Below are 27000 nucleotides of genomic sequence, written 5' to 3'. Positions count from 1 at the left end.
CTACCACCCCATGAGGCGGGCGATCTCCGGACCGACTAACGGTGACATGGATCGTGCGTATGTGGCGGTCAGGTGGTTGTTGTCGAGGTAGACGAACACCCCGCCGATCACGGGCGGGCAGACGTCCGCGGTGCAGACGAAATCGCTGAGGTCAAGGAACGAGACGTTGCCAGGGATCGCCCCGGCGCGCTCGTAGGATGGCACGTCCGGGTACAAGGTCGCCCTTGGCGGTGTGCACGGGAAATCGGGCGGCAGTTGGCCCTCGACGCAGGCCGCCGGCGAGTAGTCGAAGCGCGGGTTGTCGCGCACGCCCAGGACCGGGATACCGAGCGCATCGAGTGCTCGCCACCCCTCGACGTACGAGGCCGGCGTGTTCTCGATCAGTCCGGGGCTCACCTCGCGGGACGCGATGGTGACCACGGCGTCGGGCTGCAGGTCACGGACCTCCTGCAGCGCCTGCTCGTTCCACTCCTGGCAGCCGGTCGCCTCGCCCTCCGAGTGGCCGAGGGCGAACGGGCACGCACCCTTGAGGATTGTCATCACCTGCCAGCCCTCGCTCTCCGCGTAGGGCAGGAGGGCGGCGGTGAACTGCTGGATGTGGGAGTCACCAACGAGGAGGAGGCGCCTTACGGGTTCGCCGTCGACCGAGGACGCGCACACCTGCATGGTCGGCTCGTACACCGAGAGTCGGCAGTGCGGCGGGGCCGGCTCCCAGTCCGCGCTGAGAGCGGTGAAGGACGGGATCGGTGTGGTGTCATCCCCGGGCTGACCGTCGGCCAAGGACATCGCGCCACGGTGCTGGGGCTGGCCTACGTCCGTCGCAGCCCGCTGGTCGAGACCGATGAGGCCCTGCCAGCCCAACGCGAGGGCGAGGACCGGAACCAGGAGCACGACCGCGACACGGTGGCTCCCCCAGCGGGGCGAGCGCCCGAAAGAGACGGCGCTCAGCGGCACCTCGACGAGGTGTCGCGTCAGCACTGCGAGGAGGACGGACAGGACGATGACGACCAGCCCGCCCTCGAGCCCGAGTTCGGGCTGGCGGGTCACCGCCAATGCGAACAGCAGGACGGGCCAGTGCCACAGGTACAGCGGGAAGCTGATGTTGCCGAGGTACTGCATCACCGACGAGGACAGAACGCGGTCGGCACCGAGGCGGTGCCGGGTATCGCCGGCCACGAGGACCGCGAGGGCACAGAGCACCGGCCACAGGGCGAGATAGCCGGGGAAGCCTCCCTGGACGTCCAGCACGACGCCGCAGAGCACGAGGCCGAGGACACCGATCCAGCCAGTGGCGATCGCCCACCACCGCGGCAGCGTCATTTTCGCTCCCACCACCGCGAGCAGACCCCCGAGCGTGAACTCCCAGAGACGCGTGGCGGAATGGAAGTACGCGAGCTGCTGGTCGGTCGTCGTCAGCACCACCGAATAGGCCAGGGAGGCTGCGGTGAGCGCGATCAGCCCGACGGTGACAGCCTCGCGAACCTCGGCGCCGACCCGGCGAGCGACGAGCGCCACGAGCACGATCATGAGGGGGAACAGCAGATAGAACTGGCCCTGGATCGATAGCGACCACATGTGCTGCACGACGCTCGCGGTGTTGTTGGCGGCGTAGTAGTCCACGGAGTCCGCCGCGAGCTGCCAGTTCTGCAAGAACAGAGCCGACGCGACGACCTCGCGGAGGGTCTGCGGCCACCGGGAGTGAGGGAGGATCGCGAGGGAGGCCAGAACGACCCCGCAGAGCACGATGCACGTCGGCGCGAGGAGGCGCTTGGCGGTCTTCCCCCAGTACGCGAGGACGTCGATTCGGCCGCGCCCGACGGCACGGGTCATCTGACCGGCGAGAAGGAAGCCGGAGATGACGAAGAAGACGTCGACGCCACCCGATACCCGACCAACCCACACGTGGTAGACGACGACCAGCGCCACCGCGAGCGCACGCAGGCCCTGGAGTTCGGGGCGGAAGCCACGCGGAGCCGGGGCTGCCTCGGTCGGGCGACGTCCCGCGGTGGAAGACGCCGACACCGTCGAGGTCTCGCTCGCAGCCATCGCGCTCCCAGCGTGTCGATCCTCTCCCCCGACGTTACGACCACGGCCACGCCGAGGAGAGCCGGGGTGGTGGGCGGGTGTTCGGTGACTACCCCCGCGTGTTCCGCCTTATGGCCTCGAGGACGGCCGCAGCGACGACCGGTGCGGCGGCATCGGCGAACGTCGCACTGAGGTGATGGGTCCAGGCACACCAGGACGTTCCCTACGACAGTGGGACAGGCCGCCGTTCGTTGACGATCGAGCGGATGACGTCGTTCCCTGCACCGTCCGGGGCGGCCTGGCGTGCCGGGGACGGTGGTGCGCGTCTCCTACCCTGGGGATCGCACACGGTGAGATCGCCCGACCACCCACCGCGGGGAGCACGCACACTGATGACCGACGTCCACACCGTCCGCACGGCCGACCCGACCACGCGCCCGGAGCGCGTCGCGGTCGCGCGCGGGCTGTACGCCGGGCCGACCGCCGAGATCCCCGATGAGATGTATGTGGAGATCGTCCGCGGCCGGGCGGAACGACGACGTCATCGGCTGCGCGTGGGAGCGTTCAGCCACGTCAGCACCAACACCTACTTCGGACGCTTCTCCGCGAGCTACTGGCAGCGCTGGGCCACGGCACGAGAGGTGCGGTTCGAGGGACGGGTCAGCGGACAGGGGCGGGTGATGCTGCGGGCCTCGGACACCAACGGGGTGCCGCGCACCCTCTCCGTCCACGACACCCCGGGCACGGAGCTCGCGCTCACCGCGACGCTCGATCGGTTCCTCGACGGCGGAGGCCTGTGGATCGAGATCACCACCGACGACGACGAGCTCGAGCTGTCCGAGGCACGCTGGACCGTGCAGGCCCCGACGGACAACCGACGCACGTCGATGGTGGTCTGCACCCACAACCGTCCCGGCGACTGCCTGACCACCCTGCGCACGGTCCTCGACGACGAGGACGCGCTCGCGGTCCTCGACCGGATCCTCGTCGTCGACCAGGGCTCCGACCGAGTGAAGGACCAGCCCGATTTCGCCGCCGTGGCCGCGGAGCTGGGGCCGCGGTTGACCTATCTCACCCAGAGCAACCTGGGAGGGGCCGGCGGCTTCACCCGTGGCCTGTACGAGCTGGTCGAGCGCGGCACCGATCCGCGGACCGACGTCCTGCTCATGGACGACGACGTCCGCTGCGAGCCGGAGGTGGTCGTCCGCCTTGCCGCGTTCGCTCGCCACACGGCGGTCCCGACCATTGTCGGGGCGCAGATGCTCAACCTTCTTCACCCCACCCAGGTGATCGCAGGTGCGGAGTACGCCGACCTGGTCGAGCTCGCCAACGGTCGCATCCCGGAGGGCGCCGTCGGCGAGTCGGACGTCACTGGCTACCTCCCCGACGGCAGCAAGAACGTCCAGGATCGCCGCGTCGACGCTGGATACGCTGGGTGGTGGGCGTGCCTGATCCCCAGTGAGGTCACACGCGCGATCGGTTATCCACTCCCCTTCTTCTTCCAGTGGGACGATGTGGAGTACAGCTATCGCGCACGAAGCCGAGGCTTCCCGACGGTCACCCTTCCCAGCGCGGGTCTGTGGCACGCGGACTTCATGTGGAAGGACTGGGACGACTGGCGCCGGTACTTCAACCATCGCAATGCCATGATCACGTCGGCTTTGCACTCGGAGTTCCAGGTCCGCCGGATCGGCCGCGCGCTGCGTGAGCAACTCGTCGCGTACCTCCTGCAGATGAACTACGGACTCGCCGCCGCACTGATCAAGGCGGTGGACGACTTCTTGGTCGGGCCGGGGGTCCTTGCCGACGGTGGAGTGAGCGCGGCCTTCACAGTCCAGGAGGAGCGCCGCCGGTACGCCGAGACGACGGTGCATGACGTGCACGACGTCCCGGGCATGGCGAGCGTGGACATGCCGATCGTCCGCGCCGGCCACAAGCCTTCGCGGCCCCGGCTCGTGAAGCTGAAGCGCGCGGTGCAGCAGGCCACCGGCCGAGTACCGCACCACGGCGGGCTCGTCGGCTCGGGTGAGGCCCACTGGTGGCACGTCTCCCTGTTCGACCGGGTGGCCGTCGTCGACGCCGGGGAGCACGGCGTCCGGGTTCGTCGCCGCGACCCCGACCACCTCATGGCTCTCGCCCGCGAGGGCGCCCGGGTGCTGTGGCGTTTCACCTGCGATGGCTCGGAGGCCGCCGAGCGGTGGCGTGCCGCTCAGGATTCGCTGACAGGGGCCGCAAGCTGGCGGCGTCTCTTCGGCCTCGACGAGGTGTGATGGTCCGCGCCGGGAGGCCGCCGAGCCGTTCCTCGCGGGCACACCGCGTCTCAGCTCAGGGGGAGACGCCAGTTGACGCAGATCGCTGGGTCGGGGCAGCGGGGATCGGTGGCGAGGCGACGACGACGACCACCTGCTCGTTGTCGTGGGTGAAGGCCTCGTAGGAGAACGCCAGCCCCGTCCGCGCGACGTACTCGCGCCAGGCCCGGTGCTCGCCCTCCTCCCACCCGGGGTGGTTGAGGTACTCGTCGAACACGACGACCGACCCGGGACGCAGGCGCGGCCCCACGTGCTCGAGCACCGTGACCGTCGACGAGTAGAGGTCGGCGTCGAGGTGCAGGAGGTCCACCGGACCCGGGTGGGCCGCCAGGAACGCCGGCAACGTGTCGGCGAACCACCCGACGACGAGCTCGGCGCCCGGCACCTCCGGGGGCTCGGCGTCGTCGAAGGTGCCGGCGCCGAAGCCGGCCCGCCAGTCCTCCGGCAGGCCCTGGAACGAGTCGAACCCGTACACGCGGCCGTCGCCCCGGGCCTCGGCGATCGCGCGCAGCGTGGTGCCGGTGTAGACGCCGAACTCCAGCGCCATCCCGCCGCGCGGCGCGAGTCCGAGGGCGTGCGTCAGCGTCGCCCCCGGGTGCGGGAACGTGCGGGCCCCGGGCATCGCGTCGCGGACGAAGCGGGCGCTCGACGCCACGGCGTCCCGCTCGCCCGCCGCGAGCATGTCCCGGCGCTCGCGCACCTCCCGGGCGTGCAGCTCGTCGCGCAGCCCGGCGACCTCGGCGCGGGCGGCCGCGAGCGCGTCGGCGTGCTCCCGCGCCCGTCGCTCGAGGGCATCGAGCCGGGGCGCGACCCGCGCGTCCAGCGCCGCCGCCGTCCCCCGCTCGACCGCGTCGAGCAGGCGGACGTGCAGGGCGTGGCGCAGACGGGAGAAGCGGGGCACGACCGCCATCGAAACGGACGCCGACAGGCGCGTCGAGGTCCGGTCGCGGACCGGTCGGCGGTGACCGGCGGGCGGGTCGTCAGGCCGCGACGGCCGGGTGGGCGGCGAGGGGGACGCCCCGCGGCGCCGTCGGCCGGCGCACCGCCGCCACCGCCAGCAGCGTGTGCCCGAGGCCCAGCATCACCATCGTCGCGACGCCGTAGGGCCAGTAGATGTGGCTGGTCAGGAACGACCAGGCGCCGACGACGGCGAACAGCGCGCCGACCGCGGCGAGCAGGCGCCATGCGCCCGGGGCCCGCACCAGCGCCAGCACGGCCGCGAGCACCGTCGCCGCGAGGTAGGCGTAGACCCCCGGCAGGACGACCTGGTCGGCGATCTCGAACAGCGACGAGACCCACGGTCCGGGGCCGAGGCGCATCGTCTCGTGGCCGCCACCGATGCCGGCCAGGGCGTCGAGCGCGGTGTAGAAGCCCGTGTAGACGACGCCCAGCACGATCGCGAGGCCCTCGAGCACACCGCCGAGGGGACCGCCGGGCCGCGCGACGCGCACCACGGCCCAGGGCCCGAGCGCGAGCAGCGGGAAGAGCACCAGCCCGATGACGTGCAGGTCGCGCCACCAGGGTGCCGACTCGGGGGTCAGCACGGTGGGGTGGGAGGTGCCGAGGACGGCCAGGGCCACGGCCGGGAGGGCGGTGGCGGCGACGGCCGCGGGGAGACGCATCCGGACCATCCTCGCAAGTCGCCGTGCGCGCGCGCTCACCGCTCCAGCGCGGCGGGGAACAGCAGCGACACCACGGGGGCCAGGCTGCGCGCGTAGGACGCCGAGAGGTGGTTGTCGTCGAGGTAGACCATGACGTTGCCGATCTCGGGCGGGCAGACGGTCTCGGTGCACAGGTGGTCGGTGAGGTCGAGGAAGCCGACGTTGGGGGGCACGTCCATCGCCGCGTACGGAGGCTCGGGGGCGTAGAGCTGGTCGCGCGGCAGCTCGCACTCGGGGGCGCCGCGGCCGTGGGTCTCCACGCACTCCGCCGGCCACCAGTCGAAGCGGGGGTTGTCGCGCAGGGCGACGACCGGGATGCCCGCGGCGTCGAGCCTCTGCCACGCCTCGACGAAGCCCGGCGGCGTCTCCTCGGTGAGCCCGGCGCGCACGTTGCGCGTGGACGAGGCGACCACGGCGTCGGGCGGCTCGGCGACGAGGTACTCGATGGCCGCGGCGTTCCACTCCAGGCACGGGACCTCGCCGATGTTGGCGTCGGAGCTGGTCGAGAACGGGCAGCCGGGACGGATCAGCGTCCGGACCTCCCAGTTGCGCTCGAGGGCCAGCGACTCGAGTGCCGGCAGGAACTGCTGCACGTGGGAGTCGCCGACGACCGTGATGACGCGGTCGGGCTCCTCGGCGGGCAGGTAGGTGCACAGCTCGAGGTTCGGCCACGCGGGGGGCCGGACGCAGTCGCGTTCGTACTCCACCCAGTCGTCGACCACCGCCACGGTCGAGGGGCGCAGCGGCGCGTCGGGCTCGCCGTCGTAGACGAAGCCGGGCAGGCGGGCGACCGCGCCGGGGTGGCTGGGGTCCCCGAGATCGACGTACGCGCCCGCGCGCTGGCTGCTCGCCGCGTGCCAGGCGAGGCACACGAGCAGGACCGGGGCGAGCGCCGCGGCCACGAGCACCGCGGGTCGCCACCACGGAGGGCCGCCCGGCTTGACGTCCCGCGCGGGCCGCTCGAGCAGGTGGTGGCTGACGACGGCCAGCACCACCGACAGCCCGACCACGCCCAGGCCGCCGACGAGGCCGACCTCGGCGCGCTCGCGGTAGGACAGGTAGAGGATGAGAACCGGCCAGTGCCACAGGTAGAGGGGGTAGCTGATCTCGCCGAGGTACTGGCCGGTCCGCGAGACCAGCAGCCGGTCGGCGCCGGCGCCGGACCCCGTGCTCCCGGCGACCACGACCGCCGCCGCGGCCGCGACCGGCCACAGCGCGAGGTATCCGGGGAAGCCCGCCCCGACGTCGAGGGCGGCCCCGCACGCCACCAGCGCGAGCACACCGACCCAGCCCAGCAGCACCCGGACGCCGCGGGAGAGCCGGATGCGATCGATGGTCAGGCCCAGGATGCCGCCGATCGCGAACTCCCACGCGCGGGCGAGGGAGTCGAAGTACGCGAAGGGCTGGTCGACGGCGGTGGTGATCACCGAGTACGTCAGCGAGGCCGCGACGACACCGGCGAGGACCACGAGCAGGACCCGCCGGACGTCCGCGCGCAGGCGCCGGGCGACGACCGCGACGAGCAGGACGAGCAGCGGTGCCACCACGTAGAACTGCCCCTGCACCGAGAGGGACCAGAAGTGCTGGGCGACGCTGGCCGTGTTGTTGTCGGCGTAGTAGTCGACGGCGTCGGCGGCCAGCCGCCAGTTCTCCAGGAAGAACGCCGAGGCGAGGAGCTCGGCGATGTTCTGGGGCCAGCGCAGCGGCGAGATCAGCGCGATCGCGGCCACGGCGCTGACCAGCAGCACGAGGCCCGCGGTCGGGAGCAGGCGCCAGAACAGCCGCAACCAGGTGGCCGCGACCCGCAGCCGGCCGCGCTCCACGCTGCGGACGAGCATCCCGACGACGAGGAACCCGGACAGCAGGAAGAAGACGTCGACGCCGCCCGAGACCCGGCCCACCCAGACGTGGTAGATCACGACGAGGACGGCGGCGAGGCCGCGCAGCCCCTCGATCTCGGGCCGGAAGCGCGAGCTCCGCGCCTCACGGCCGACCCGGGGCGTCGTCGCGGAGGAGCGGTCCTTCACGGGATCGACGGGACCGACCGATGTCATGGGCGCACTGGCCTCCCGTCCGATGCCTCCGGCGTTCCGCCGCGACCTGGGGATCGTAGGTGCGGTCCCGTCTGGCCGCGGTGGGCGGAGGCCCGCCGCGACGGACCGGCGGAGGACGATGGCGAGGGCCGCGAGACGACCCGGTGTCACCTTCCCGACAGTCCCCACCTGCGGACTCCGACCTCTCCTCGACCGATCGGGTGACCTCATGGAGATCTTGTCGCGCAGCGTGCCCGGTGGGTGCTGCACTGACCGGGTGATGACGGTCGACCGGGCGCCGACGTGACCGTGCTGGCGGGCGCGCTGGCGATCCTGGCCGCCCTGCTCTTCGCCATCGCCTCGGTGGTCCAGCGCGGCGCGGCCGCCGACGTGCCCGACGACGAGGCCCGCGGCGGGCGCCTCCTGGCCCGGCTGGTGCGCTCGCCGCGCTGGTGGGCGGGCACCGCGGGCGACACCGGTGGCTTCCTCGTCCAGGCCGCGGCCCTCGGCGTCGGGGCCCTGCTGCTCGTGCAGCCCCTGCTCGTCACCACGGTGCTCTTCGCGTTGCCCCTCGAGGCGCGCCTGAACGGCCGCCGGATCGGGCGCGCCGAGGTGCGCTGGGCCGTCGTCCTGGTCGCCGCCCTGGCCCTGTTCGTGATCGTGGGCGAGCCGACCGCCGGGGTCGACCAGGCGCCGTTCGCGACCTGGCTCCCCGCCCTCGTCGGCCTCGCCCTCGTGCTCGTGGCGTGCATCGTGCTCGCCGGTCGCCGACGCGGCCCCCGGCGCGCGGCGCTGCTCGCCGTGGGCACGGGCCTGCTCTACGGCCTCACGGCCGCCCTCACCAAGTCGGTGGTGGACCTGCTGGGCGAGGGCCCGGTCGTGCTGCTCACCTCGTGGGAGACGTGGGCGCTCGTCGGCGCGGCCGTCGGCGGCACGCTGCTGCAGCAGGCCGCGTTCGGCGCCGGCCCGCTCGCCGCCTCGCTGCCGGCGGTGACGGTGGGCGAGCCGGTGGTCGCGGCCGTGCTCGGCGTCGTCGTGCTCGGCGAGCAGGTGCGCGCCGACGGCCTCGAGTGGGGCCTGATCGGCGTGCTCGTCGTCCTCATGGTGGCCGCCACCGCCGCGCTCTCCCGGTCGTCGGCGGCGACCGCCACCCCGCTGCGCGAGCCCGTGGAGTCGGCGTGGAACTGACCTTCACCCTGGACCTCGAGGACCGCGTCGCCGCCGCGTGGATGCTCGGCTCGTTCGTGGTCGTCTTCCTCGCGACCCGGGTGGTCGTGCGGCTCATCCGGGCCGGCAAGGGCCCGTTCCGGAACCAGTCGGTGGGCGGGGTGCACCTGCACCACCTGGTGTGGGGCATCTTCGCCATGCTGATCGCGGGCGTCGGCGAGTTCACCTACCGGCCCGACCCGCCCTGGCAGTACGTGCTCGCGGCGCTGTTCGGGGCGGGCGCCGCCCTGGCCCTCGACGAGTTCGCGCTCTGGCTGCACCTCTCCGACGTCTACTGGGAGCGCGAGGGGCGCCTGTCGGTCGACGCGGTGTTCGTCGTCGCCGCGCTGATGGCCCTGCTCGTCCTCGGGGCCAACCCCTTCGACCCGGACACCGCCGACGGCGTCGTCATCGTCGCCGTCACGATCGTCGTCAACGGCCTGTTGGCGGTCGTCGCCCTGCTCAAGGGCCGCTTCCTGCTCGGGCTGCTCGGCGTGCTCGTGCCGCTGCTGGCCCTCGTCGGTGCCGTGCGGCTGGCCCGGCCGACCTCGCCGTGGGCGCGGCGGCGCTACCGCGAGGGCTCGAGCAAGGCGCTGCGCAGCCTGCGTCGCTTCCCCGAGCGGGAGCGGCGGCGCTGGGACGCGGTCGTCGACGCCGTCGCGGGCCGGCCGAACGCCCCGAACGCGCCGAACGCCCCGGACAGCACCGGCGGCACCGCCGAGACCCCGACCCCGGAGCGCGAGCAGGAGGGAGCACGCTGACCATGGACGCCCACACGGACGCCGACCCCGACGCGCCCACGGACGGCCATCCCGACAGCGACCCGTCGCAGGCCCACGGTGTGCACCTCGGGCAACAGGACATCCGCGCGGCCAAGCTCGCGGCCCGCCGCGCGGCCGGGGAGACCGAGCCGTACCGCTGGCCGGTCGACGGCGGGAGGAACACGGCCCTGGCCGACATCCGCGCCGCCCACGGCGAGCTCGCGCCGGACACGGTGACGCAGGAGCAGGTGTGCGTCGCCGGGCGCCTCATGGGCCTGCGCCGCCAGGGCGGCCTGAGCTTCGGCACGCTGCGCGACCGCACCGGCACCATCCAGCTCTTCGTCGACACCGCCGTCGTCGGGCACGACGCCCACGCCGCGATCGACGACCTCGACCGCGGGGACTGGGTCGGCGTCCGGGGCACGGTGATGACCACCCGCCGGGGCGAGCTCTCGATCCGCGTCGACGAGTGCGCGCTGCTGGCGAAGGCCCTGCGCCCGCCGGCCGGCGGCCATCACGGCTTGGCCGACGTCGAGACGCGCTACCGTCAGCGCTACGCCGACCTCGAGGTCAACGAGCGCACCCGCGAGATCTTCCGCATCCGCCACGCCGCGGTCCGCGCCATCCGCGAGCACCTCGCGGGCGTGGGCTTCACCGAGGTCGAGGGCCCGGTGCTGCAGAGCATCCAGGGCGGGGCGTCGGCGCGGCCGTTCGTGACCCACCACAACGCGCTCGACCTCGACATGTACCTGCGGATCGCCCTCGAGCTGCACCTCAAGCGGCTCATCGTCGGCGGCATGGAGCGGGTGTTCGAGCTCGGGCGCGTGTTCCGCAACGAGGGCGTCGACACCCGGCACAACCCCGAGTTCACGATGCTCGAGGCCTACCAGGCCTTCGCCGACTACCACGACATGATGGACCTGACCGAGGGCATGGTCGTGGCCGCCGCGCGCGCCGCGCTCGGCTCCGAGGACAGCGACATCACCGTGCACTACCAGGGCCAGGAGATCGACCTCCGGCCGCCGTGGCCGCGGCAGCGGTTCGCCGACATGATCGCCGACAGGACCGGCGCGGTGATGCACCCCGACATGCCGATCGACGAGGCCCGCCGGATCCTCGACGGGCTCGGCATCGCCTGGGAGCAGGGCTGGGGTGCCGGCCGGCTGATGAAGGAGGTCTACGACGAGCGCGTCCAGCACGACGTCGTCGGCCCCGTCTTCTGCATCGACTACCCGCGCGAGGTCTCCCCGCTCGCCCGCGCCCACCGCGAGGACCCGGCCTACAGCGAGCGCTTCGAGCTGATCGTCGCCGGATTCGAGCTGTGCAACGCCTACTCGGAGCAGAACGACCCGGTCGAGCAGATGGCGGCGTTCGAGGACGAGGCGCAGGCCAAGCGCAACGGCGACCCCGAGGCCGGCGACATCGACCTCGACTACGTGCGCGCCCTCGAGTACGGGATGCCGCCGACCGGCGGGCTGGGCATCGGTATCGACCGCCTGGTCATGCTGCTGGCCAGCGTCGACTCGATCCGCGAGGTGATCCTGTTCCCGACGCTGCGCCCCGAGTTCGCCCCGCCGCCCGGCGGCGGACCCGGCGGCGCGCACCGCCCCGTCCTGCCGCCCACGGGGCTGCCCGCCGCGGCGCTCGCGGCCGCGACCCCGCAGGCGCCGGTCGCGGTCCCGGCCGGGGCGAGCGCGTCCGCGGTGACCCCGGCGGTGGTCACCACCGACGACGAGGGCCCCGCCCGCCGGCCCGGGATCGTCACGCTCGTCGCCGGGCTAACCGCCCTCGCGGGCCTGCTGCACCTGCTGGTGCACGTCCCGATCGTCCACGAGCGCCTCGGCGACCGGGTGAGCCTGGACCTCGTGCCCCCGTGGTTCGCGGTCACCGGGCACGTGCTCTCCGCCGCGATCGGGTTGCTGCTGATCCTGCTCGCCGACCAGCTGAACAAGCGCAAGCAGGCGGCCTGGCGCGTCGCCGTGGTGCTCTCCGCGCTGGCCGTGGTCGCGCACGTGCTCAAGGGGCCGCACCAGGTCGGGCTCGGCATCAGCGTGCTCATCCTCGCGCTGCTCCTCGTGGCGCGAGGGCACTTCCGAGCGCCCGCCGACCCGCCGTCCCTGCTGCGGCTCGTGCGGTTCGTCCCGATCTACCTGGCGTGCGTGCTCGCCTTCGGCTTCGTGTCGCTCGGGCTGCAGAGCGGGCGGATGACCCCCGAGCTGACGTTCCTCGGCGGGCTCGAGACGATCTTCGGCGGCCTCGTCGGGATCGACGGGCCCTACACGTTCGAGCGCCGTGGCTTCGCCGCGACGTTCCCCGCGGCGCTGCTCGCGCTGGGGATCGTCGGGCTGGTCGTCTTCCTGATACTGCTGTTCCGGCCGCTGACCGCCCGCGACCCACACACCCGCGACGACTGGACGCGGGCGCAGGCGCTGGTGCACACCTACGGCTGGGACACCCTCGCGGCCTTCGCGCTGCGCGACGACAAGAGCTTCTTCTTCTCCTCCGACGGCCGGGCGATGATCGCCTACACCTACCTCGGCGGGTACGCGCTGGCCGCGGGCGACCCGATCGGCGACGAGGCGTCGCTGCCCCGGGTGGTGGACGAGTTCCTCGCCATGTGCAGCCGGCGGGCCTGGACCCCGGCGTTCCTGGCCGCCCGCGAGGAGGACACCCGCGAGGGCGGCCTGCTGGCCTCGCGTGGCTTCCGCTCGTTCTACCTGGGCGACGAGGCGATCATCGACTGCCCGTCGTTCACGCTCGAGGGCCGGGAGCGCAAGAGCGTGCGGGCCGCCGTGCGCCGCGTCGAGCGCACCCACCATTTCCAGATGATCGCCGAATCGGCGGCGTCGCCGAAGCTGGTGGAGGCCCTCAACGCGATCTCGGAGAAGTGGCGCGGCAAGAACCCCGAGCGCGGGTTCACGATGTCGCTGTCGCAGGACATCACCGGTTCCGCGGCCAACAGTGACTTCCTGCTCTGCGTCGCCCTCGACGCCGACGGCGTCCCCGGCGGCTTCCTGCGCCTCGTGCCCGCCCACGGCGGGCCGGCCACCGGCACGACCTTCGGCTACACGCTCGACCTCATGCGCCACGACCCGGGCGCGCCGAACGGGATGACCGAGTTCCTCATCGCCAGGAGCGCCACCGCGCTGGGCGAGCGGGGCGTGACGCGCCTGTCGATGAACTTCGCGATGTGGGGCCGTCTGTTCGCCGAGGACGTGCCGTTCACCGCGACCCAGAAGCTGGCGCGGCGCGCGGTGGGCGTGCTCAACCCGTTCTTCCAGGTCCGCTCGCTGCACGACTTCAACGCGAAGTTCGGCCCGCAGTGGCTGCCGCGGGTGCTCGCGTACCGCAGCCCGGCGGACCTGCCGCGGGTCGGCCTGCTCTACGCCGGCGCCGAGGGCTTCCTCGCCGTACCGGGTCTCGGGCCGCTGTTCGTGCCGGCCGCCGTGGGCGGCGCGCCATCACCCTCGGGCAGCGCCGCGACGGGCTCGGCCACGGACACGGCACGCGCCGCGTGAGCGTCATCGAGGAGCACCCGCGACGCACGCGGGGCAACGGGCTCGGCGACGTCGTCCTGGTCGTGGTGCTGGTCCTCATGGCCCTCGCGATCGTGCTCACCGTGGTGGTCATCGCGAGCGGGGGCGGGCGTTCGCAGCAGGGCCCGCGCGGTGCGGGCGCGCTCGACGCGCTCGAGGCCGACGTCACCGCGGCCGGTCTGACCGTGTGCTCGCGGTCCGACGTGCCCGACCCGCGGGCCACCGACGCCGTCGCCGCCCGGACGCTCGTCGTCGCGACCGGCCCGGGTGCGTGCGGGGGAGGGGACACCGCGCTCGTGCAGGCCGACGCGTTCGCCGACGACGCCGACCGTGACGCGGCCGCGCGCAGCCTCGAAGGCCAGGTACGTCCGCGGGGTGCGGCGACCGTGCGGACCTACGGCGACCTCGTCGTGGTCACGCGCGGCGGCGGGGACGATGCCGCCGCCGAGCGGCTGGAGGCGGCGCTGCTGGCGCATGGCGCCCGATGAACGCCAAGCTGGGCGTCCTCGCCCTCGCGATGATCAACATCGCGGCGATCGTCAGCGTCCGCAACCTGCCGGTGATGGCCGAGTACGGCTGGTCGATGCTGGCGCTGTTCGCGCTGTCGATCGTGGTGTTCCTCGTCCCCATCGCCATGGTCGCCGCTGAGCTCGGCACCGGTTGGCCGCGCGACGGCGGGGTCTACGCCTGGGTCAAGGAGGCGTTCGGCGAGCGCGCCGGCTTCCTGGCCGTGTGGTGCGACTACGCCGAGAACGTCGCCTGGTTCCCCACCGTGCTCTCGTTCATGGCCGCGAGCCTCGCCTACGCGATCGACCCGTCGCTGGCCACCGACAAGCTCTTCCTCGTCGTGGTCATGCTCGCGTTCTTCTGGGCCACGACGATCGTCAGCCTGCGCGGGGTCGGCACCTCGTCGTGGATCGGGTCGGTGGGCACGGTGGCCGGCTCGATCGTCCCCGCGGTCGGCGTGGTCGTCCTCGCCGCGGCCTACCTCGCGCACGGCAACCCCTCGCAGATCCCGTTCTCGGCGGGTGCGCTGGTGCCCGACGTCGCGCTCAACAACCTCGCGTTCCTCGGCGGGATCATCCTGCTGTTCACCGGGATGGAGATGGCGGGCTTCCACGCCCGCGACACCCGCGACCCGGGGCGCACGGTGCCCCGCGCCATCGCCCTGTGCGTCGGCGTGGTCGTGGTGTTCTCGGTCGTGGGCTCGCTCTTCCTCGCGATGGTCGTGCCCGCCGGCGAGATCAGCCTGGTCAGCGGGACGATGGAGCTCTTCTCCCGGGTGCTCGACCGCCTCGGGCTCGCCTGGGTGGTGGCCCCGCTCGCGCTCGTCGTCGCGTTCGGTGGGATCGCCCACCTCGCGCCGTGGATCCTCGGCCCGGCCAACGGCGTCGCCGCCGTCGCCGCGCAGGGCTCGGTGCCCGCGCGGCTGGGGCGCCTCAACGCGCACGGCGTGCCGGTGACCCTGCTGCTCCTGCAAGGGGCCGCGGGCACCGTCTTCACGCTGCTGTTCCTGCTCGTGCCCAGCGTGAGCACGTCGTACTGGATGCTCTCGGCGGTCACCGCGCAGATCGTCATCATCATGTACGGGCTGATGTTCGCCGCCGTCGTGCGCCTGCGGCACACCCAGCCCGACACCCCGCGGCCCTACCGCATCCCCGGCGGCCTGCCCGGGGTGTGGGCGGTGGGCGCCATCGGGCTCGCCGGGTGCCTGTTCGCGTTCGTGCTCGGCTTCGTGCCACCCGGCCAGCTCGCCACCGGCAACACCGTCACCTACGTGGCCCTGCTCGCGGCCGCCGTGGTCGTGCTGTCGTCCCCGTCGTTCGTCTTCGCCGCGCTGGCGCGGCGCCGCGGCCGGCGCGGGAGCGGGGACGAGCCCGCGCTGGCGTCGGCGTGAGCGTGCGATGACCGTCCGGGGCGTCGCGGAGATCGACATCACGACGGACTCCTTCCTCGGCGCCCTCGCCCTCCTGGCCCTGGTCGTCGTGCTCGTGCTCGTGCTCGTCCTGCGCACGCGGCTGGGGCGGTTCACGCGCCTCGGCCGCGCCCTCGTGGTGCTCGTGACGACGGTGCTCGTGCTGGTCGGTGCCGGGGCCGGGATCAACGCGCACTTCGATTACTTCCGCACCCTCGGCGACGTGATGGGCCTGCCGCCGTCGGACGAGGTCGAGCTGGCCGCCCTGCTCGAGCGCACCGACCGGCCCGCGCAGGGCGTCGTGACCACCACCGACCTGCCGGGCAGGCGGTCGGGGTTCGAGGCGCGCCCGGCGACGGTCTACGTGCCGCCCGCGTGGTTCGCCCGTCCGCGCCCCGAGCTGCCGGTGGTGGTGCTGCTGCACGGCACTCCGGGCACGCCCCAGGACTGGCTGGACGGGGGCCAGGCCGCCGCGACCGCCGACGCCTACGCCGCCGCGCACGGCGGGACCGCGCCGGTCCTCGTCATGCCCGACGTCAACGGCATCCTCGACGCGGACAGCGAGTGCGTCGACGGGCCGGCCGGCCGCGTGGAGACCTACCTCACCGTCGACGTGCCCGCCTTCGTCCAGCAGGTCTTCCACACCGCCGCGCCCGGGCGGGCATGGGCGGTGGCGGGGCTCTCCGAGGGTGGTTCGTGCTCGCTGATGCTGGCCCTGCGCCACCCCGGGACCTTCGCGACGTTCGGCGACTACGCCGGGCTCGCCGGGCCGCGCGCGGGCGACACCAACGCCGACACCGCCTCGGCGATCACCCAGCTGTTCGGCGGGTCGGCCCAGGCCTTCGCCGCCCACGAGCCCGCCGACCTGATGGCGCAGCGCCCGTTCCCCGAGCTGGGCGGCTGGTTCGAGGTGGGCGACGCCGATCCCGAGCCCTACGCCGCCTACCAGGCGCTGGAGCCCGCGGCCCGGCGCGCGGGCATCACCACCTGTGGGGTCGTGGTCCCCGGCGGCGGCCACACCTTCGCGGTCTTCGCCCAGGCGTTCTCCGACTCGCTGCCCTGGATCGCAGGACGCGTCGGTGCCGGCCCGCCGGTGACGAGCTGCCCCTCGGCGTCGAGCTAGCGTCGGCGGCGCGGCGTCGGGTGGACGGCGTCGGCGCCGGCGCCGGCGTCGGAGCGAGGGTCACCCTGGCTGCGTCTCGCGCAGCGGGGGCGTCCCTCGCTGCGTCGCGCCGCGATCAGCCGACCAGCAGCCCCCACTGCGCGGCGCAGCGGGCGGCCGCGGCCCGGTTGCGCGCGCCGGTCTTGGCGAGGACGTGCTCCACGTGCGTGGCGACGGTCCGGGGCCGGACGCCCAGCTGCGCGCCGATCTCGGGGTTGGTCCCCGGGCGACGCCGTCGAGCACCTCGAGCTCCCGCACGGTCAGCCCGTCGGGCGGGGGGACCTCGCGGTGCAGCACGAGGACCCCCGAGGCGGTCGCGTGCACCTCCACACCGACCACCTCGCCGGTCGCCGTGACGAGCAGGACCGGGCCGGGCGGGGGCCCGCCGGCGAGAACGGCGGCGAGGACGTCGGCGAGGGGCGACGACCGGTGCACCAGGTCCGCCCGGGCCTGCGCCGAGAGCGGGACGACCCGGCCTGCGCGCTCGACGATCAGCCCCTCCGTGCCCTCCGCGCCGAGGGTGCCGGTGCGGGCGACCGGCGAGGGCATCGGGTCGAGCGCGGCCGCGAGGTCGGAGGAGAGCAGGTCGAGCAGTGCGACCGTGTCGTCGTCGGGGTGGCGGGCGTCGAGGGTGCTGGCGTTGAGCATGCCGACGTAGCGCTCGTCGGGGGCGAACAGGCAGAGGGTGACGCCGTCGCGGAAGCCCTGGGGCACGATGATGCGGTCGAAGATCTCGCCCCGCCGCAGGGCGGGCTCGAGGTCGCGGACCCGGACCGGGCGCCGGCCCGCCCGTACCGTCGCGAACAGGCGGTCGGTGTGCATGCGCGTGTCGATGAGCGTCGTGACCGCGGGAACGTACGACGAGGCGACCGTGCGGTGCCCACCCGTCGTCGGATCCCACACCGAGAGCGCGACGCAGTCGGCCGGCACCACGTCGCCGAGACCGTCGAGCACCGCCTGTGCGGCACCGGGCGACCGGCTCCCGTGGCGTCGGAGGAACGACCGCAGATCGCGCCGCCGCGACCGCGGACATGCGCGGGAAGTTACGCGCGTCACCCCGGTGGCGGCCAGGGACGGCCGCCCCGCGGATCCGTCAACCGACCGATGTGCGGGGCGGACGGACTGCGCATGCTGCCCGGGACCGCGACCCCGGAGGCCCGCATGACACCCGACGAGTACGCCGAGCTCGACGCCACGGCCCTGGCCGCGCTGCTGCGCAAGGGCGAGCTGTCCGCCGACGAGGTCCACGACGCCGCGACGACCGCCCTGGACGCGGTGGGGCCGCGGTTGGGTGCGGTCGTCGGCGAGCGCTTCGCCGCGCCGCTCGAGCACGCCGCGGACGGACCGTTCGCGGGCGTCCCGTTCGCGATCAAGGACCTCATCGTCCACGCGGCGGGCGTGCCGCAGGGCGCCGGCACCCGCCTGCTCGGGGACGGGATCCCGATGCCCGCGGACACCCACCTCATGACGCGGTTCCGCCGGGCGGGCCTCGCGACCCTCGCGCGGACCGCGACCCCCGAGCTCGGTTTCAACGCGACCACCGAACCGGTCGCGACCGGACCGGTGCGCAACCCCTGGGACACGTCGCGCAGCCCCGGCGGGTCCTCGGGCGGCTCCGCGGCCCTGGTCGCCGCGCGGGCGCTGCCGGTGGCGCACGCCAACGACGGCGGCGGCTCGATCCGCATCCCGGCGGCCGCCTGCGGGCTGGTCGGCCTCAAGCCCAGCCAGGGCCGCACCTCGCCCGGCCCGGACTACGCCGACCCGCTGCTGGGCATGGGCGTCGAGTTCGTCGTGACCCGCACCGTGCGCGACGCCGCCGGGCTGCTCGACGCGGTCCACGGCCACGAGCCCGGCGACCGCTACCTGCTGCCGGATCCGCCGCGGCCCTACGCCGACGAGGTCGGGACGGGCAGCCGGCGGCTGCGGGTGGCCGTCTGCACCACCCCGTTCTCCGGCGCCGGGTCGGTCGACCCACGGTGCACGGAGGCGACCGAGGCGACCGCGCGGGTCCTCGAGGGCCTGGGCCACGAGGTGACCCGGGCGGCGCCGGAGCTCGATGCGGCGGCGTTCGACGACGCCAACCTCGTGGCGTGGACGAGCTTCCTCGCCGACGGCGTCGACGTGCTCGCCGCCGCCCTCGGGGTCGAGCCGGGGCCGGACGTCCTCGAGGCCGCGACGCTGGCCTGCGCGGAGCACGGGCGGGCGCTGCGCGCGGCGGACCTCTACGCCGCCGACCGGGTCTTCAACGCGACCCGCCGCGCCGTCGCCGCCTTCCACCAGCGCTTCGACCTCGTCCTGACGCCCACGATGAACGTGCCGAACACCCCGCTCGGCTACCTCGACCAGGACGACCCCTCGCGCGACGCCCGCGGGTGGTACGACCACATCTTCTCGACGGCCGGTTTCACCGCGCTGTCGAACGTGACCGGCAACCCGGCGATCTCGCTGCCGCTCGGCCGGACCGAGGAGGGCTGGCCGGTCGGCGTGCAGGTCATGGCCCCCTATGGCGACGAGTCGACGCTGCTGGCGCTCGCCGCCGACCTGGAGCGCGCCATGCCCTGGGACCGGCACCGCCCGGCGGGTGGCTCCGCCACGTGAGCACCGCACCCGGGCCCGGTTCGAGCGCACCCGGCGGACTACCGTCGGGAGCGTGAGCACGGATCCGGACCTCGTCGTCGTCGGCTCGGGCTTCTTCGGGCTGACCGTGGCCGAGCGGGCCGCGACCGAGCTGGACAAGCGCGTCCTCGTGGTCGAGCGCCGCTCGCACCTCGGCGGCAACGCCTACTCCGAGCCCGACCCCGAGACGGGCATCGAGGTGCACCGCTACGGCGCGCACCTGTTCCACACCTCGAACAAGCGGGTCTGGGACTACGTCAACCGGTTCACCGACTTCACGGGCTACCAGCACCGCGTCTTCACGATCTTCCAGGGCCGCGTCTACCCGATGCCGGTCAACCTGGCGACGATCTGCGAGTACGCCGGGCGGGCGATGAGCCCCGACGAGGCCCGCGCGTGGGTCGCCGAGCACGCCGCGGAGATCGACGTCGCCGACGCGCAGAACTTCGAGGAGAAGGGCGTCGCGCTGGTCGGTCGCCCGCTCTACGAGGCGTTCTTCGCCGGCTATACGGCGAAGCAGTGGCAGACCGACCCGAAGGAGCTGCCCGCGTCGATCGTGAGCCGCCTGCCGGTGCGCTACACCTTCGACAACCGGTACTTCTCCGACACCTACGAGGGCCTGCCGGTCGACGGCTACACCGCGTGGCTGGAGCGCATGGCCGACCACCCGAACATCGAGGTCCGTCTCGACACGGACTGGTTCGACATCCGCGACGAGCTGGGTCAGGACGTGCCCACGGTCTACACCGGGCCCCTGGACCGGTACTTCGACTACGTCGAGGGCGAGCTCGGGTGGCGCACGCTGGACTTCGAGTCCGAGGTGCTCACCACCACCGGGGACTTCCAGGGCACGCCGGTGATGAACTACGCCGACCGCGACGTGCCCTACACCCGCATCCACGAGTTCCGGCACTTCCACCCCGAGCGGTCGTCCTACCCGAAGGACAAGACGGTGATCGTGCGGGAGTACTCGCGGTTCGCCCGCCACGGCGACGAGCCGTACTACCCGATCAACACCGCCGAGGACCGCGCCAAGCTCGAGCGCTACCGCGAGCTCGCCCGCAAGGAGGCGACGAACCGACGGGTCCTCTTCGGTGGTCGTCTCGGGACGTACAAGTACCTCGACATGCACATGGCGATCGGCTCCGCGCTCACCCTGTTCGACAACCGGATCGCCCCGTGGTTCACCGAGGGCACCTCCTTCGACGACGCCGACCTCGCCGAGGTGTGATCCCGCCGTGCTCGCGCTGTCGGCCTGCGACACCAGCAGCGGGTCCGCACCCACCGGCGGCGGTGCGGGTCACGGGGGCGGGCACCCGGCCCCGCACAGCGGGACCCACCCCACCACCCACCACACGCCGGCCTCTCCGAGCGGCGAGTTCGACCCGCGGAACTGCCCCACGGGCCTGGTCTGCTGAGCGGGGCCACGCACCGGGATCTCCCGGAACGGTCCGCCGGGGTGCTCCCGCGGACGCCGGGTCGGCGCCGCTACCGTCGAGGGTGTGACGAGCACGGTCGACGAGGGACGGCGCCGCGGCGCCAGGAGGACGGCGGGGACGACGGTGCAGCCTGCGGGATCGGGATCGGCGTTGCTGCAGCGCGTCATCCTGCCGCGCCCGGCCGACCCGACCTCCGTGCGGGCGCTCTACCTGGACGAGGGCACCGCGACCTCGGTGACGACGACCGCGCCCACCGCGTACCGCCCGGGCACCTTCGACGACAGCGCCGACGAGTACGTCATGCACGTGCGGCGCAGCGGCTCGCGGGTGGCCGAGGTGACCTCGCGGACCTCGGTGCGCCTGCCCGAGCGCAGCGAGGTGTCGTTCGCCGCGTACTTCAACGCCTTCCCGGCCGCGTACTGGCGGCGCTGGTCGGTGCTCCCGGAGGTCTCGCTGCGGCTGCGCGTGCGCGGGCGTGGCCGCGTCGACGTCTACCGCTCGACGGCCCAGGGGGTCGCCGTGCACCTCGCGGGCGAGCTCGTCGAGGGCGACGACGAGGGCGAGCGGGAGATCGACGTCCCGGTCTCGCTGACCCCGTTCGGCGACGGCGGCTGGGTCTGGTTCGACCTCTCCAGCGAGAGTGCGTCGCTCGAGCTGCTCTCCGGCGGCTGGTACGCCGACCGCCCGGCGCCCGGGCGCGCCGCCGTCGCCGTCGGGATGCCGACGTTCAACCGGCCGGGCGACTGCGTCGCGACGCTGGCGGCGCTCGGCGAGGACCCGCTGGTCCGCGAGGCACTGACCGCCGTGATCATCCCCGACCAGGGCACGTCCAAGGTGCGCGACCAGCCCGGATTCGACGAGGCGGCCGCGGCGCTGGGCGAGACGCTGCGGATCGTCGACCAGCCCAACCTCGGCGGCTCCGGCGGCTACGCGCGGATCATGTACGAGGCCCTGGAGACCACCGACTGCGAGCAGATCCTGTTCATGGACGACGACGTCGTCCTCGAGCCCGACTCGGTCCTGCGGGCGCTGGCGTTCTCCCGGTTCGCGCGCGAGCCGATGCTCGTCGGCGGGCAGATGCTCTCCCTGCAGGCCCGCTCGCACCTGCACGCGATGGGCGAGGTCGTCGACCGCGGCACGTTCTTCTGGCAGATCGCCCCGCACACCGAGGACGACCACGACTTCGCGGTCGACTCGCTGCGCGAGACGCTGTGGATGCACCGCCGCGTCGACGTGGACTACAACGCCTGGTGGATGTGCCTGATCCCGCGCGTCGTGGCCGAGCGGATCGGGCTGCCGCTGCCGCTGTTCATCAAGTGGGACGACTGCGAGTACGGCCTGCGCGCCGGCAGCCACGGGTTCCCCACCGCCACCGTGCCCGGCGTCGCGATCTGGCACATGAGCTTCGTCGAGAAGGACGACAGCTCCGACTGGCAGGCGTACTTCCACGTCCGCAACCGCCTCGTGGCCGCGGCCCTGCACGGGCCCGACAACCCGCGGGCGATGCTCGCCGACTCGCTCAAGCGCACCCTGCGCCACCTGTTCCTGCTCGAGTACTCGACGATCGCGCTGCACCACATGGCGATGCGCGACTTCCTGTCCGGGCCGAGGGCGCTGTTCGGGGCCCTGCCGACGGCGCTGGGTGCGGTCCGGGCGACGCGGGCGGAGTTCCCGGACGGCACGGTGCACCGCGACGCCGGCGAGCTCCCCCGTCCGAACGTGGGCGCGCGAGACGCCCAGCTGTGGCCGAAGCCGCCGGCGGGCCGGCTGTCGCAGGTCGCCGCGCTGGCGCGGGGGCTGGCGCACCAGCTGCGTCCCGTCGACCCCCACGCCCACGAGCGCCCCCAGCGCGACGTCCCCGCCGAGCACGGGCAGTGGTTCCTGCTCTCGCGCCTCGACGGGGCGACGGTGACGACGTCCGACGGGTCCGGGGTGACGTTCCGCAAGCGCGATCGGGAGATGTTCTGGTCGATGCTGCGCGAGTCGATGGCGCTGCATGCCGAGGTGGCCCGCGCCTGGCCGTCGATGCGCCGCCGGTACCAGGAGCACATGGGCGAGCTCGTCAGCCGCTCCGCCTGGCGCGAGCAGGTCTTCGACCGCTTCCGCTGAAGCCCCACAGGGCCCCGGCCGCGGCGCACACGGGGTGTGCGAGCAATGCGGCGTTGCTGGCGTCAGACGCCAGCAACGCCGCATCCTCGTACGCGCGACTTCCTTCCGAGTCGAGGACCGGACCTGTCCGCCTGTCCCCCTAGCGTCGTGGTCATCGAGGACGACAGGAAGGCAGGCCGCCGATGACCGTCACCAGCGCGCAGGAGACCCCGATGACCAGCACGACCACCAGCACCGACGCCGACGAGCGGGCCGACCTCCTCGCCGAGCTGGCCCAGGCCCGCCACTGGCTCGTCTTCCCCACCCGCGACCTCACCGACGAGCAGGCCGCGTCCCGCCCGACCGTGTCGCAGCTGTCGCTCGGCGGCCTGATCAAGCACGTGACCAAGGTCGAGGAGAACTGGATGCGCTTCGCGGTCCACGGCTCCTCGCCGGAGGAGGACTTCGAGCTGCCCGAGGGCATGTCCCTCGACGACTTCGAGGGCTGGATCGCGAGCCTCGACGAGAAGCCGGACTGGCTGGTCGAGCGCGAGAACGAGTTCAGGCTCCTCCCGGGCGAGACGCTCGCGGGCGTCGTCGCCGCCTACCACGAGACGGCGGCGCGGACCGAGCGGACGCTGGCGTCGCTCCCCGACCTCAACGTCCGCCACGCGCTGCCCAAGGCGCCGTGGCACGAGCCGGGCACCACGTGGTCGGTGCGCCGGGTCCTGATCCACATCATCGCGGAGACCACCCAGCACGCCGGGCACGCGGACATGCTGCGCGAGCACATCGACGGTGCCACCTCGATGTGACGGCCGGTCGGCCTGCTCGCTACCGCCGGGTAGTGCAACACTGCCCGCGTGACGGAGCAGACCGGGCAGCGTGGCGAGGTCGAGACCGGGGCGAGCAGCGCGGACGACTCGCATGCCGAGACCAGCCAGGACGAGGCCGACGAGATGGCCGGGCCGAACGAGCAGGGCGGGCACGAGGGCGGCTCCGGCTCGTTGAGTGACGGGTCGGGGTCGTCCGGTTCCTCGGGCGCCCAGAACCCGGGCGCCCGGAACTCGGACGCTCAGGACGCCGGGGCCCAGGACGCCGGGGCCCAGGACGCCGGGGCCCAGGACGCCGGGACCCAGGACTCGGACGACGCGCGCTCCTCCGGGGGCGGCGCCGAGGACTCCGGGTCGAGCCGCGCGCGGGAACCACAGGGGACCGGTTCGTCGCAGGCGCAGGCGGACTCGGGCACGGCGACCGCGACCGCGACCCAGGAGCGGCCGGAGAGCCGGCCGCAGCACGACCACGGCGAGGACGGGGCGGGGCCACGGGGCCGGGCGCGCCGCACGCCGGTCAACGTCGGCGAGCTCTTGTGGAAGACCGCCAACGTGCTCGCGATGGTGGTGCGGATCGTCGCCTACCTGCTCGCCGCGGTCCTCGTCGCCTTCCTCGTGCTGACGTTCATCGGCGTCAACCCGGCCAACGGCGTCGCGCAGCTGATCGGCGGCGTCGCCGACACTGCCGTCCTGGCGTTCCGCGACCTCTTCCTCCTCGGCGACCCCACGTTCGCCGTCGTCGTGAACTACGGGCTCGCGGCGATCTTCTGGGTGCTCGTCGCCGAGTTCGGCTCGCGGCTGGTGCGCTGGCTGGGCGCACGCCTGTCCTGACCGCGCGTCAGACGCGGGCGGCCGCCTCGCCCGCGGCGGCGTGGCCGGCCACGGACCGCACGGGCAGGAACGTCACCAGCCCGAGCAGGAGCACGAGCCCGATGCCCAGGATCCCCCAGCGCTGGGCGCCGAAGACGGCGATGGACAGCGCGAACATGGCGGGCGCGAGGAAGCTGACCGCGCGCCCGGTGGTGGCGTAGAGCCCGAAGAGCTCGCCCTCGCGCCCCGGGGGCACGACGCGGGCGAGGTAGCTGCGCGAGCACGCCTGCGCCGGGCCGACGAACAGCGACAGGAACGTGCCGCCGATCCAGAAGGCGGTGGTCCCGGACGCGAAGAGCATGAAGGCCGCGGTCACCACGAGCGCGGCGAGGCACACGACGATCACGGTCTTCGGGCCGAGGTGGTCGTCCAGCCGGCCGCCGACCACCGCGCCCAGCGCCGACACGACGTTGGCCACGATCGCGAAGATGATCACGTCGCCGGGGCTGAGCCCGAACGTGCCCGCGGCGAGCACCCCGCCGAAGGTGAACACGGCGGTGAGGCCGTCGCGGTAGATCGCGCTGGAGACCAGGAACCCGAGCAGGTGGCGGTCGTCGCGGTACAGGCGCACCAGCCGCTGGACCAGCAGGCGGTAGGACCCGAGCACGCTCACCCGAGCGGCGTCCTCGTCGCCGGGCGGCGGCGGGTAGGGGAACCGCATGAACAGGACCGGGAGCCCGAACACCGCGAGCCACGCCGCGCAGATCACCGCGATCACGCGCACCGACATGCCGGGTTCGGCGAACGTGAACACCGGCGCGTCGGAGAGGAAGAGCACGAAGCAGACGACGAGCAGGACGATCCCGCCCACGTAGCCCGCGGCCCAGCCGAAGCCGGAGACCCATCCGGTGCGTCCGGGCGGCGCCAGGCGGTAGATCAGCGCGTTGTACTCGACCTGGGCGAGCTCGTAGGCGAACGTCCCGACGGCCAGCAGCACGAGGCCGAGCAGCAGCGACGACGGCACCGGCGTGACGAGCGCCATCAGGGCCGTCGCCACCACCGTGATCGCGGTCAGGACGCCGAGGCGCCGCTGACGCCCGTACTCCTTCCCGGCGGCGTCGCTGCGCTGACCCCACACGGGCGCCACCAGCGCGACGAGGACGCCCGAGAGCGCGATGGTGGTCGCGAGCGCCGACGAGCCGCTGGCCTCGTCCACCGCGACCGTCCCGGTCAGGTAGACGGTGAAGACGAACGTCGTGATCACGGCCTGGAAGGACGCGACGCCCCAGTCCCAGGAGGCCCAGGCGAGGAGGGGGCGCCGCACGGAGGTCGTCGGCGGGGTCGGGGCGGTCGGTGACGACACGCCCGAACGGTAGCGAGTGCGGCGCGGCGCCCGTGCGGTTCCGCCAGGGCCGCAATCGGCGTCGTGCATGACCGGCGTGCGGACGGTCGCTTCACCCGTTCAGGCGTACATAGATCTTCGGGCGCAACCGAGGTTCCTCAGCCCTCGTTCACCTCGCGTGACCATGCGGTTACTCCGTGTGGCGAGCCAACCCGATGAATGGAGCAGTGAGATGGCGCGATTCGCCAAGACGGTCCTGGCCACCGCGATGCTGGGCGCGGGCATGAGCGCCCTGGTGCCGGGAGCGGCCATGGCGCACGAGCGCGGCGGTGACGAGCAGACCGGCCTGTTCAACGCCGACGACACCCAGACCATCGTCCCGGTGAACGCCTGCAACAACAACGTGCCGGTCAACGTGCTCGGGGTCCAGGTCCCGATCCAGGACGTCGCGGGCACCATCCCGGTCCTCAGCCCGGCCGAGAAGGGCAGCGAGCAGGCTGCGGGTGTCGCCAAGAACTGCGACAACGACGTCGCGGCCGAGAACGGCTGACGACGCGAGCGCCCGGACCCGGCGGCGCCGCACGAGGCCGCCGCGTCCGGAGGCCTCGGGGCTCCCGAGCATCGGCCGCGGGTGTGAGCGGGACGACCCGCTCCCTCGCCGCCGGCCGTCCCGCTCTGCACGACCCGCTCCCCACGACCCCGCCGAACCCCGGGGTCGCACCCCACCAGCGAGGAGTACCTGCTGTGAACCTTCTGCGTCGCTCCCTGACCGCCACCGCGCTCATCGGTGCCGGCCTGGCCGCCACCACCGGTGCCGCCTTCGCCGGTGACGGCCACCACGACGACGGCCGTACCGAGCAGACCGGCCTGGTCAACGTCAGCGACACCCAGACGATCGTCCCGGTGAACGTCTGCGGCAACAACGTGCCGGTCAACGTGCTCGGGGTCCAGGTCCCGGTGCAGGACGTCGCCGGGAACGTCCCGATCCTCAGCTCGGTCGAGCACGGCAGCGAGCAGGGCGCCGGCATCAGCAAGAGCTGCGAGAACGAGGTCGCGGCCGACAACTAGGCCCCGACGCGCGGAGCCGTCGACCCCGAATCGACGGCGTCCGCCCCCCCACTGCGCGAGCACCCCGCCTCACCACCGGTCGGCGACCGGCCCGAGGCAGGGTGCTCGCGCCGTCTGTGCCCCCGGGAGGCCCCGGGTCGGCCACGGACCCCCGGTGCGAGGTCAGCCGTCGGGGGAGGACCTCGCACCGGGCCCC

General features: G+C 73.4%; 20 protein-coding genes. 14 read left to right on the top strand and 6 right to left on the bottom strand.

Features of this window, described 5'->3' with window-relative positions:
* The gene (locus C8D89_RS13955) at positions 1 to 2046 is read right to left on the bottom strand and encodes an acyltransferase family protein (RefSeq protein WP_116708721.1); all 2046 of its coding nucleotides are present in this window, start codon (positions 2044 to 2046) and stop codon (positions 1 to 3) included.
* A gap of 371 nt (positions 2047 to 2417) precedes the next feature.
* Here C8D89_RS13955 and C8D89_RS13950 point away from each other — a divergent pair, with 371 nt between their 5' ends.
* Positions 2418 to 4295, top strand: coding sequence for a glycosyltransferase (locus C8D89_RS13950; RefSeq protein ID WP_116708720.1), 1878 nt, complete (start codon positions 2418 to 2420; stop codon positions 4293 to 4295).
* Positions 4296 to 4350: 55 nt separating this feature from the next.
* Here the strand turns inward: C8D89_RS13950 and C8D89_RS13945 are convergent, their stop codons facing one another.
* The 3 genes from C8D89_RS13945 to C8D89_RS13935 all read right to left on the bottom strand — a co-directional run bounded on the left by C8D89_RS13945 (position 4351) and on the right by C8D89_RS13935 (position 8022).
* On the bottom strand, positions 4351 to 5244 hold the full coding sequence (locus C8D89_RS13945) for a class I SAM-dependent methyltransferase (RefSeq protein ID WP_116708719.1): 894 nt from the start codon (positions 5242 to 5244) through the stop codon (positions 4351 to 4353).
* Between the two features lie 70 nt (positions 5245 to 5314).
* Entirely contained in the window at positions 5315 to 5956 is a 642-nt protein-coding gene (locus C8D89_RS13940; RefSeq protein WP_116708718.1) for a hypothetical protein, read from the bottom strand.
* A gap of 35 nt (positions 5957 to 5991) precedes the next feature.
* Positions 5992 to 8022, bottom strand: coding sequence for an acyltransferase family protein (locus C8D89_RS13935; RefSeq protein WP_243418086.1), 2031 nt, complete (start codon positions 8020 to 8022; stop codon positions 5992 to 5994).
* A 309-nt stretch (positions 8023 to 8331) separates the two neighbouring features.
* On the opposite strand from C8D89_RS13935, the gene C8D89_RS13930 reads away from it, so the two are divergent.
* Genes C8D89_RS13930 through C8D89_RS13905 form a run of 6 tightly spaced genes read left to right on the top strand, consistent with a single transcriptional unit; the run spans position 8332 to position 16569 of the window.
* Positions 8332 to 9216, top strand: a complete 885-nt coding sequence (locus C8D89_RS13930) for a DMT family transporter (RefSeq protein ID WP_116708716.1) — start codon at positions 8332 to 8334, stop codon at positions 9214 to 9216.
* The gene (locus C8D89_RS13925; protein ID WP_243418085.1) at positions 9207 to 9995 is read left to right on the top strand and encodes a hypothetical protein; all 789 of its coding nucleotides are present in this window, start codon (positions 9207 to 9209) and stop codon (positions 9993 to 9995) included. The genes C8D89_RS13930 and C8D89_RS13925 overlap by 10 nt, the downstream gene beginning before the upstream one ends.
* A gap of 2 nt (positions 9996 to 9997) precedes the next feature.
* Positions 9998 to 13513 (top strand): lysine--tRNA ligase, encoded by a 3516-nt coding sequence (gene lysS, locus C8D89_RS13920; protein WP_116708715.1) that lies wholly within the window; start codon positions 9998 to 10000, stop codon positions 13511 to 13513.
* Complete coding sequence (locus C8D89_RS13915; RefSeq protein WP_116708714.1) at positions 13510 to 14019, top strand: hypothetical protein; 510 nt, start codon at positions 13510 to 13512, stop codon at positions 14017 to 14019. The genes lysS and C8D89_RS13915 overlap by 4 nt, the downstream gene beginning before the upstream one ends.
* Positions 14016 to 15428 carry an APC family permease gene (locus C8D89_RS13910; RefSeq protein WP_116708713.1) on the top strand — a complete coding sequence of 471 codons (1413 nt, stop codon included), beginning with the start codon at positions 14016 to 14018 and terminating at the stop codon, positions 15426 to 15428. Before C8D89_RS13915 ends, C8D89_RS13910 begins: the two co-directional genes overlap by 4 nt.
* A gap of 7 nt (positions 15429 to 15435) precedes the next feature.
* A complete protein-coding gene (locus C8D89_RS13905) occupies positions 15436 to 16569 on the top strand; it encodes an alpha/beta hydrolase (RefSeq protein WP_116708712.1) in 1134 nt (377 codons plus the stop codon).
* Between the two features lie 115 nt (positions 16570 to 16684).
* On the opposite strand, the gene C8D89_RS13900 is transcribed toward C8D89_RS13905, so the two are convergent.
* Positions 16685 to 17641, bottom strand: coding sequence for a LuxR C-terminal-related transcriptional regulator (locus C8D89_RS13900; RefSeq protein WP_116708839.1), 957 nt, complete (start codon positions 17639 to 17641; stop codon positions 16685 to 16687).
* A gap of 95 nt (positions 17642 to 17736) precedes the next feature.
* On the opposite strand from C8D89_RS13900, the gene C8D89_RS13895 reads away from it, so the two are divergent.
* The 5 genes from C8D89_RS13895 to C8D89_RS13870 all read left to right on the top strand — a co-directional run bounded on the left by C8D89_RS13895 (position 17737) and on the right by C8D89_RS13870 (position 24415).
* A complete protein-coding gene (locus C8D89_RS13895; RefSeq protein WP_243418084.1) occupies positions 17737 to 19206 on the top strand; it encodes an amidase in 1470 nt (489 codons plus the stop codon).
* A gap of 52 nt (positions 19207 to 19258) precedes the next feature.
* On the top strand, positions 19259 to 20455 hold the full coding sequence (gene glf / locus C8D89_RS13890) for a UDP-galactopyranose mutase (protein WP_116708711.1): 1197 nt from the start codon (positions 19259 to 19261) through the stop codon (positions 20453 to 20455).
* A gap of 271 nt (positions 20456 to 20726) precedes the next feature.
* A complete protein-coding gene (locus tag C8D89_RS13880; protein WP_243418083.1) occupies positions 20727 to 22772 on the top strand; it encodes a glycosyltransferase in 2046 nt (681 codons plus the stop codon).
* 212 nt (positions 22773 to 22984) lie between these two features.
* Positions 22985 to 23566, top strand: coding sequence for a DinB family protein (locus C8D89_RS13875; protein ID WP_116708836.1), 582 nt, complete (start codon positions 22985 to 22987; stop codon positions 23564 to 23566).
* Between the two features lie 48 nt (positions 23567 to 23614).
* Complete coding sequence (locus C8D89_RS13870; protein WP_116708709.1) at positions 23615 to 24415, top strand: hypothetical protein; 801 nt, start codon at positions 23615 to 23617, stop codon at positions 24413 to 24415.
* A gap of 7 nt (positions 24416 to 24422) precedes the next feature.
* Here C8D89_RS13870 and C8D89_RS13865 read toward each other — a convergent pair whose 3' ends face one another.
* Positions 24423 to 25757 carry an MFS transporter gene (locus tag C8D89_RS13865; protein ID WP_243418082.1) on the bottom strand — a complete coding sequence of 445 codons (1335 nt, stop codon included), beginning with the start codon at positions 25755 to 25757 and terminating at the stop codon, positions 24423 to 24425.
* 211 nt (positions 25758 to 25968) lie between these two features.
* Between C8D89_RS13865 and C8D89_RS13860 the strand changes: the two genes are divergently transcribed.
* Positions 25969 to 26286: a hypothetical protein gene (locus tag C8D89_RS13860; RefSeq protein ID WP_116708707.1), complete on the top strand. Its 318-nt coding sequence runs from the start codon at positions 25969 to 25971 to the stop codon at positions 26284 to 26286.
* 194 nt (positions 26287 to 26480) lie between these two features.
* Positions 26481 to 26804, top strand: a complete 324-nt coding sequence (locus C8D89_RS13855) for a hypothetical protein (protein WP_116708706.1) — start codon at positions 26481 to 26483, stop codon at positions 26802 to 26804.
* Positions 26805 to 27000: the final 196 nt, after the last annotated feature.

This window comes from Actinomycetospora cinnamomea (assembly GCF_003096675.1).
Lineage (GTDB): Bacteria > Actinomycetota > Actinomycetes > Mycobacteriales > Pseudonocardiaceae > Actinomycetospora > Actinomycetospora cinnamomea.
The sequence above is the reverse complement of the archived record's forward strand: the minus strand, read 5'-3'. Positions and strand labels throughout refer to the sequence as shown.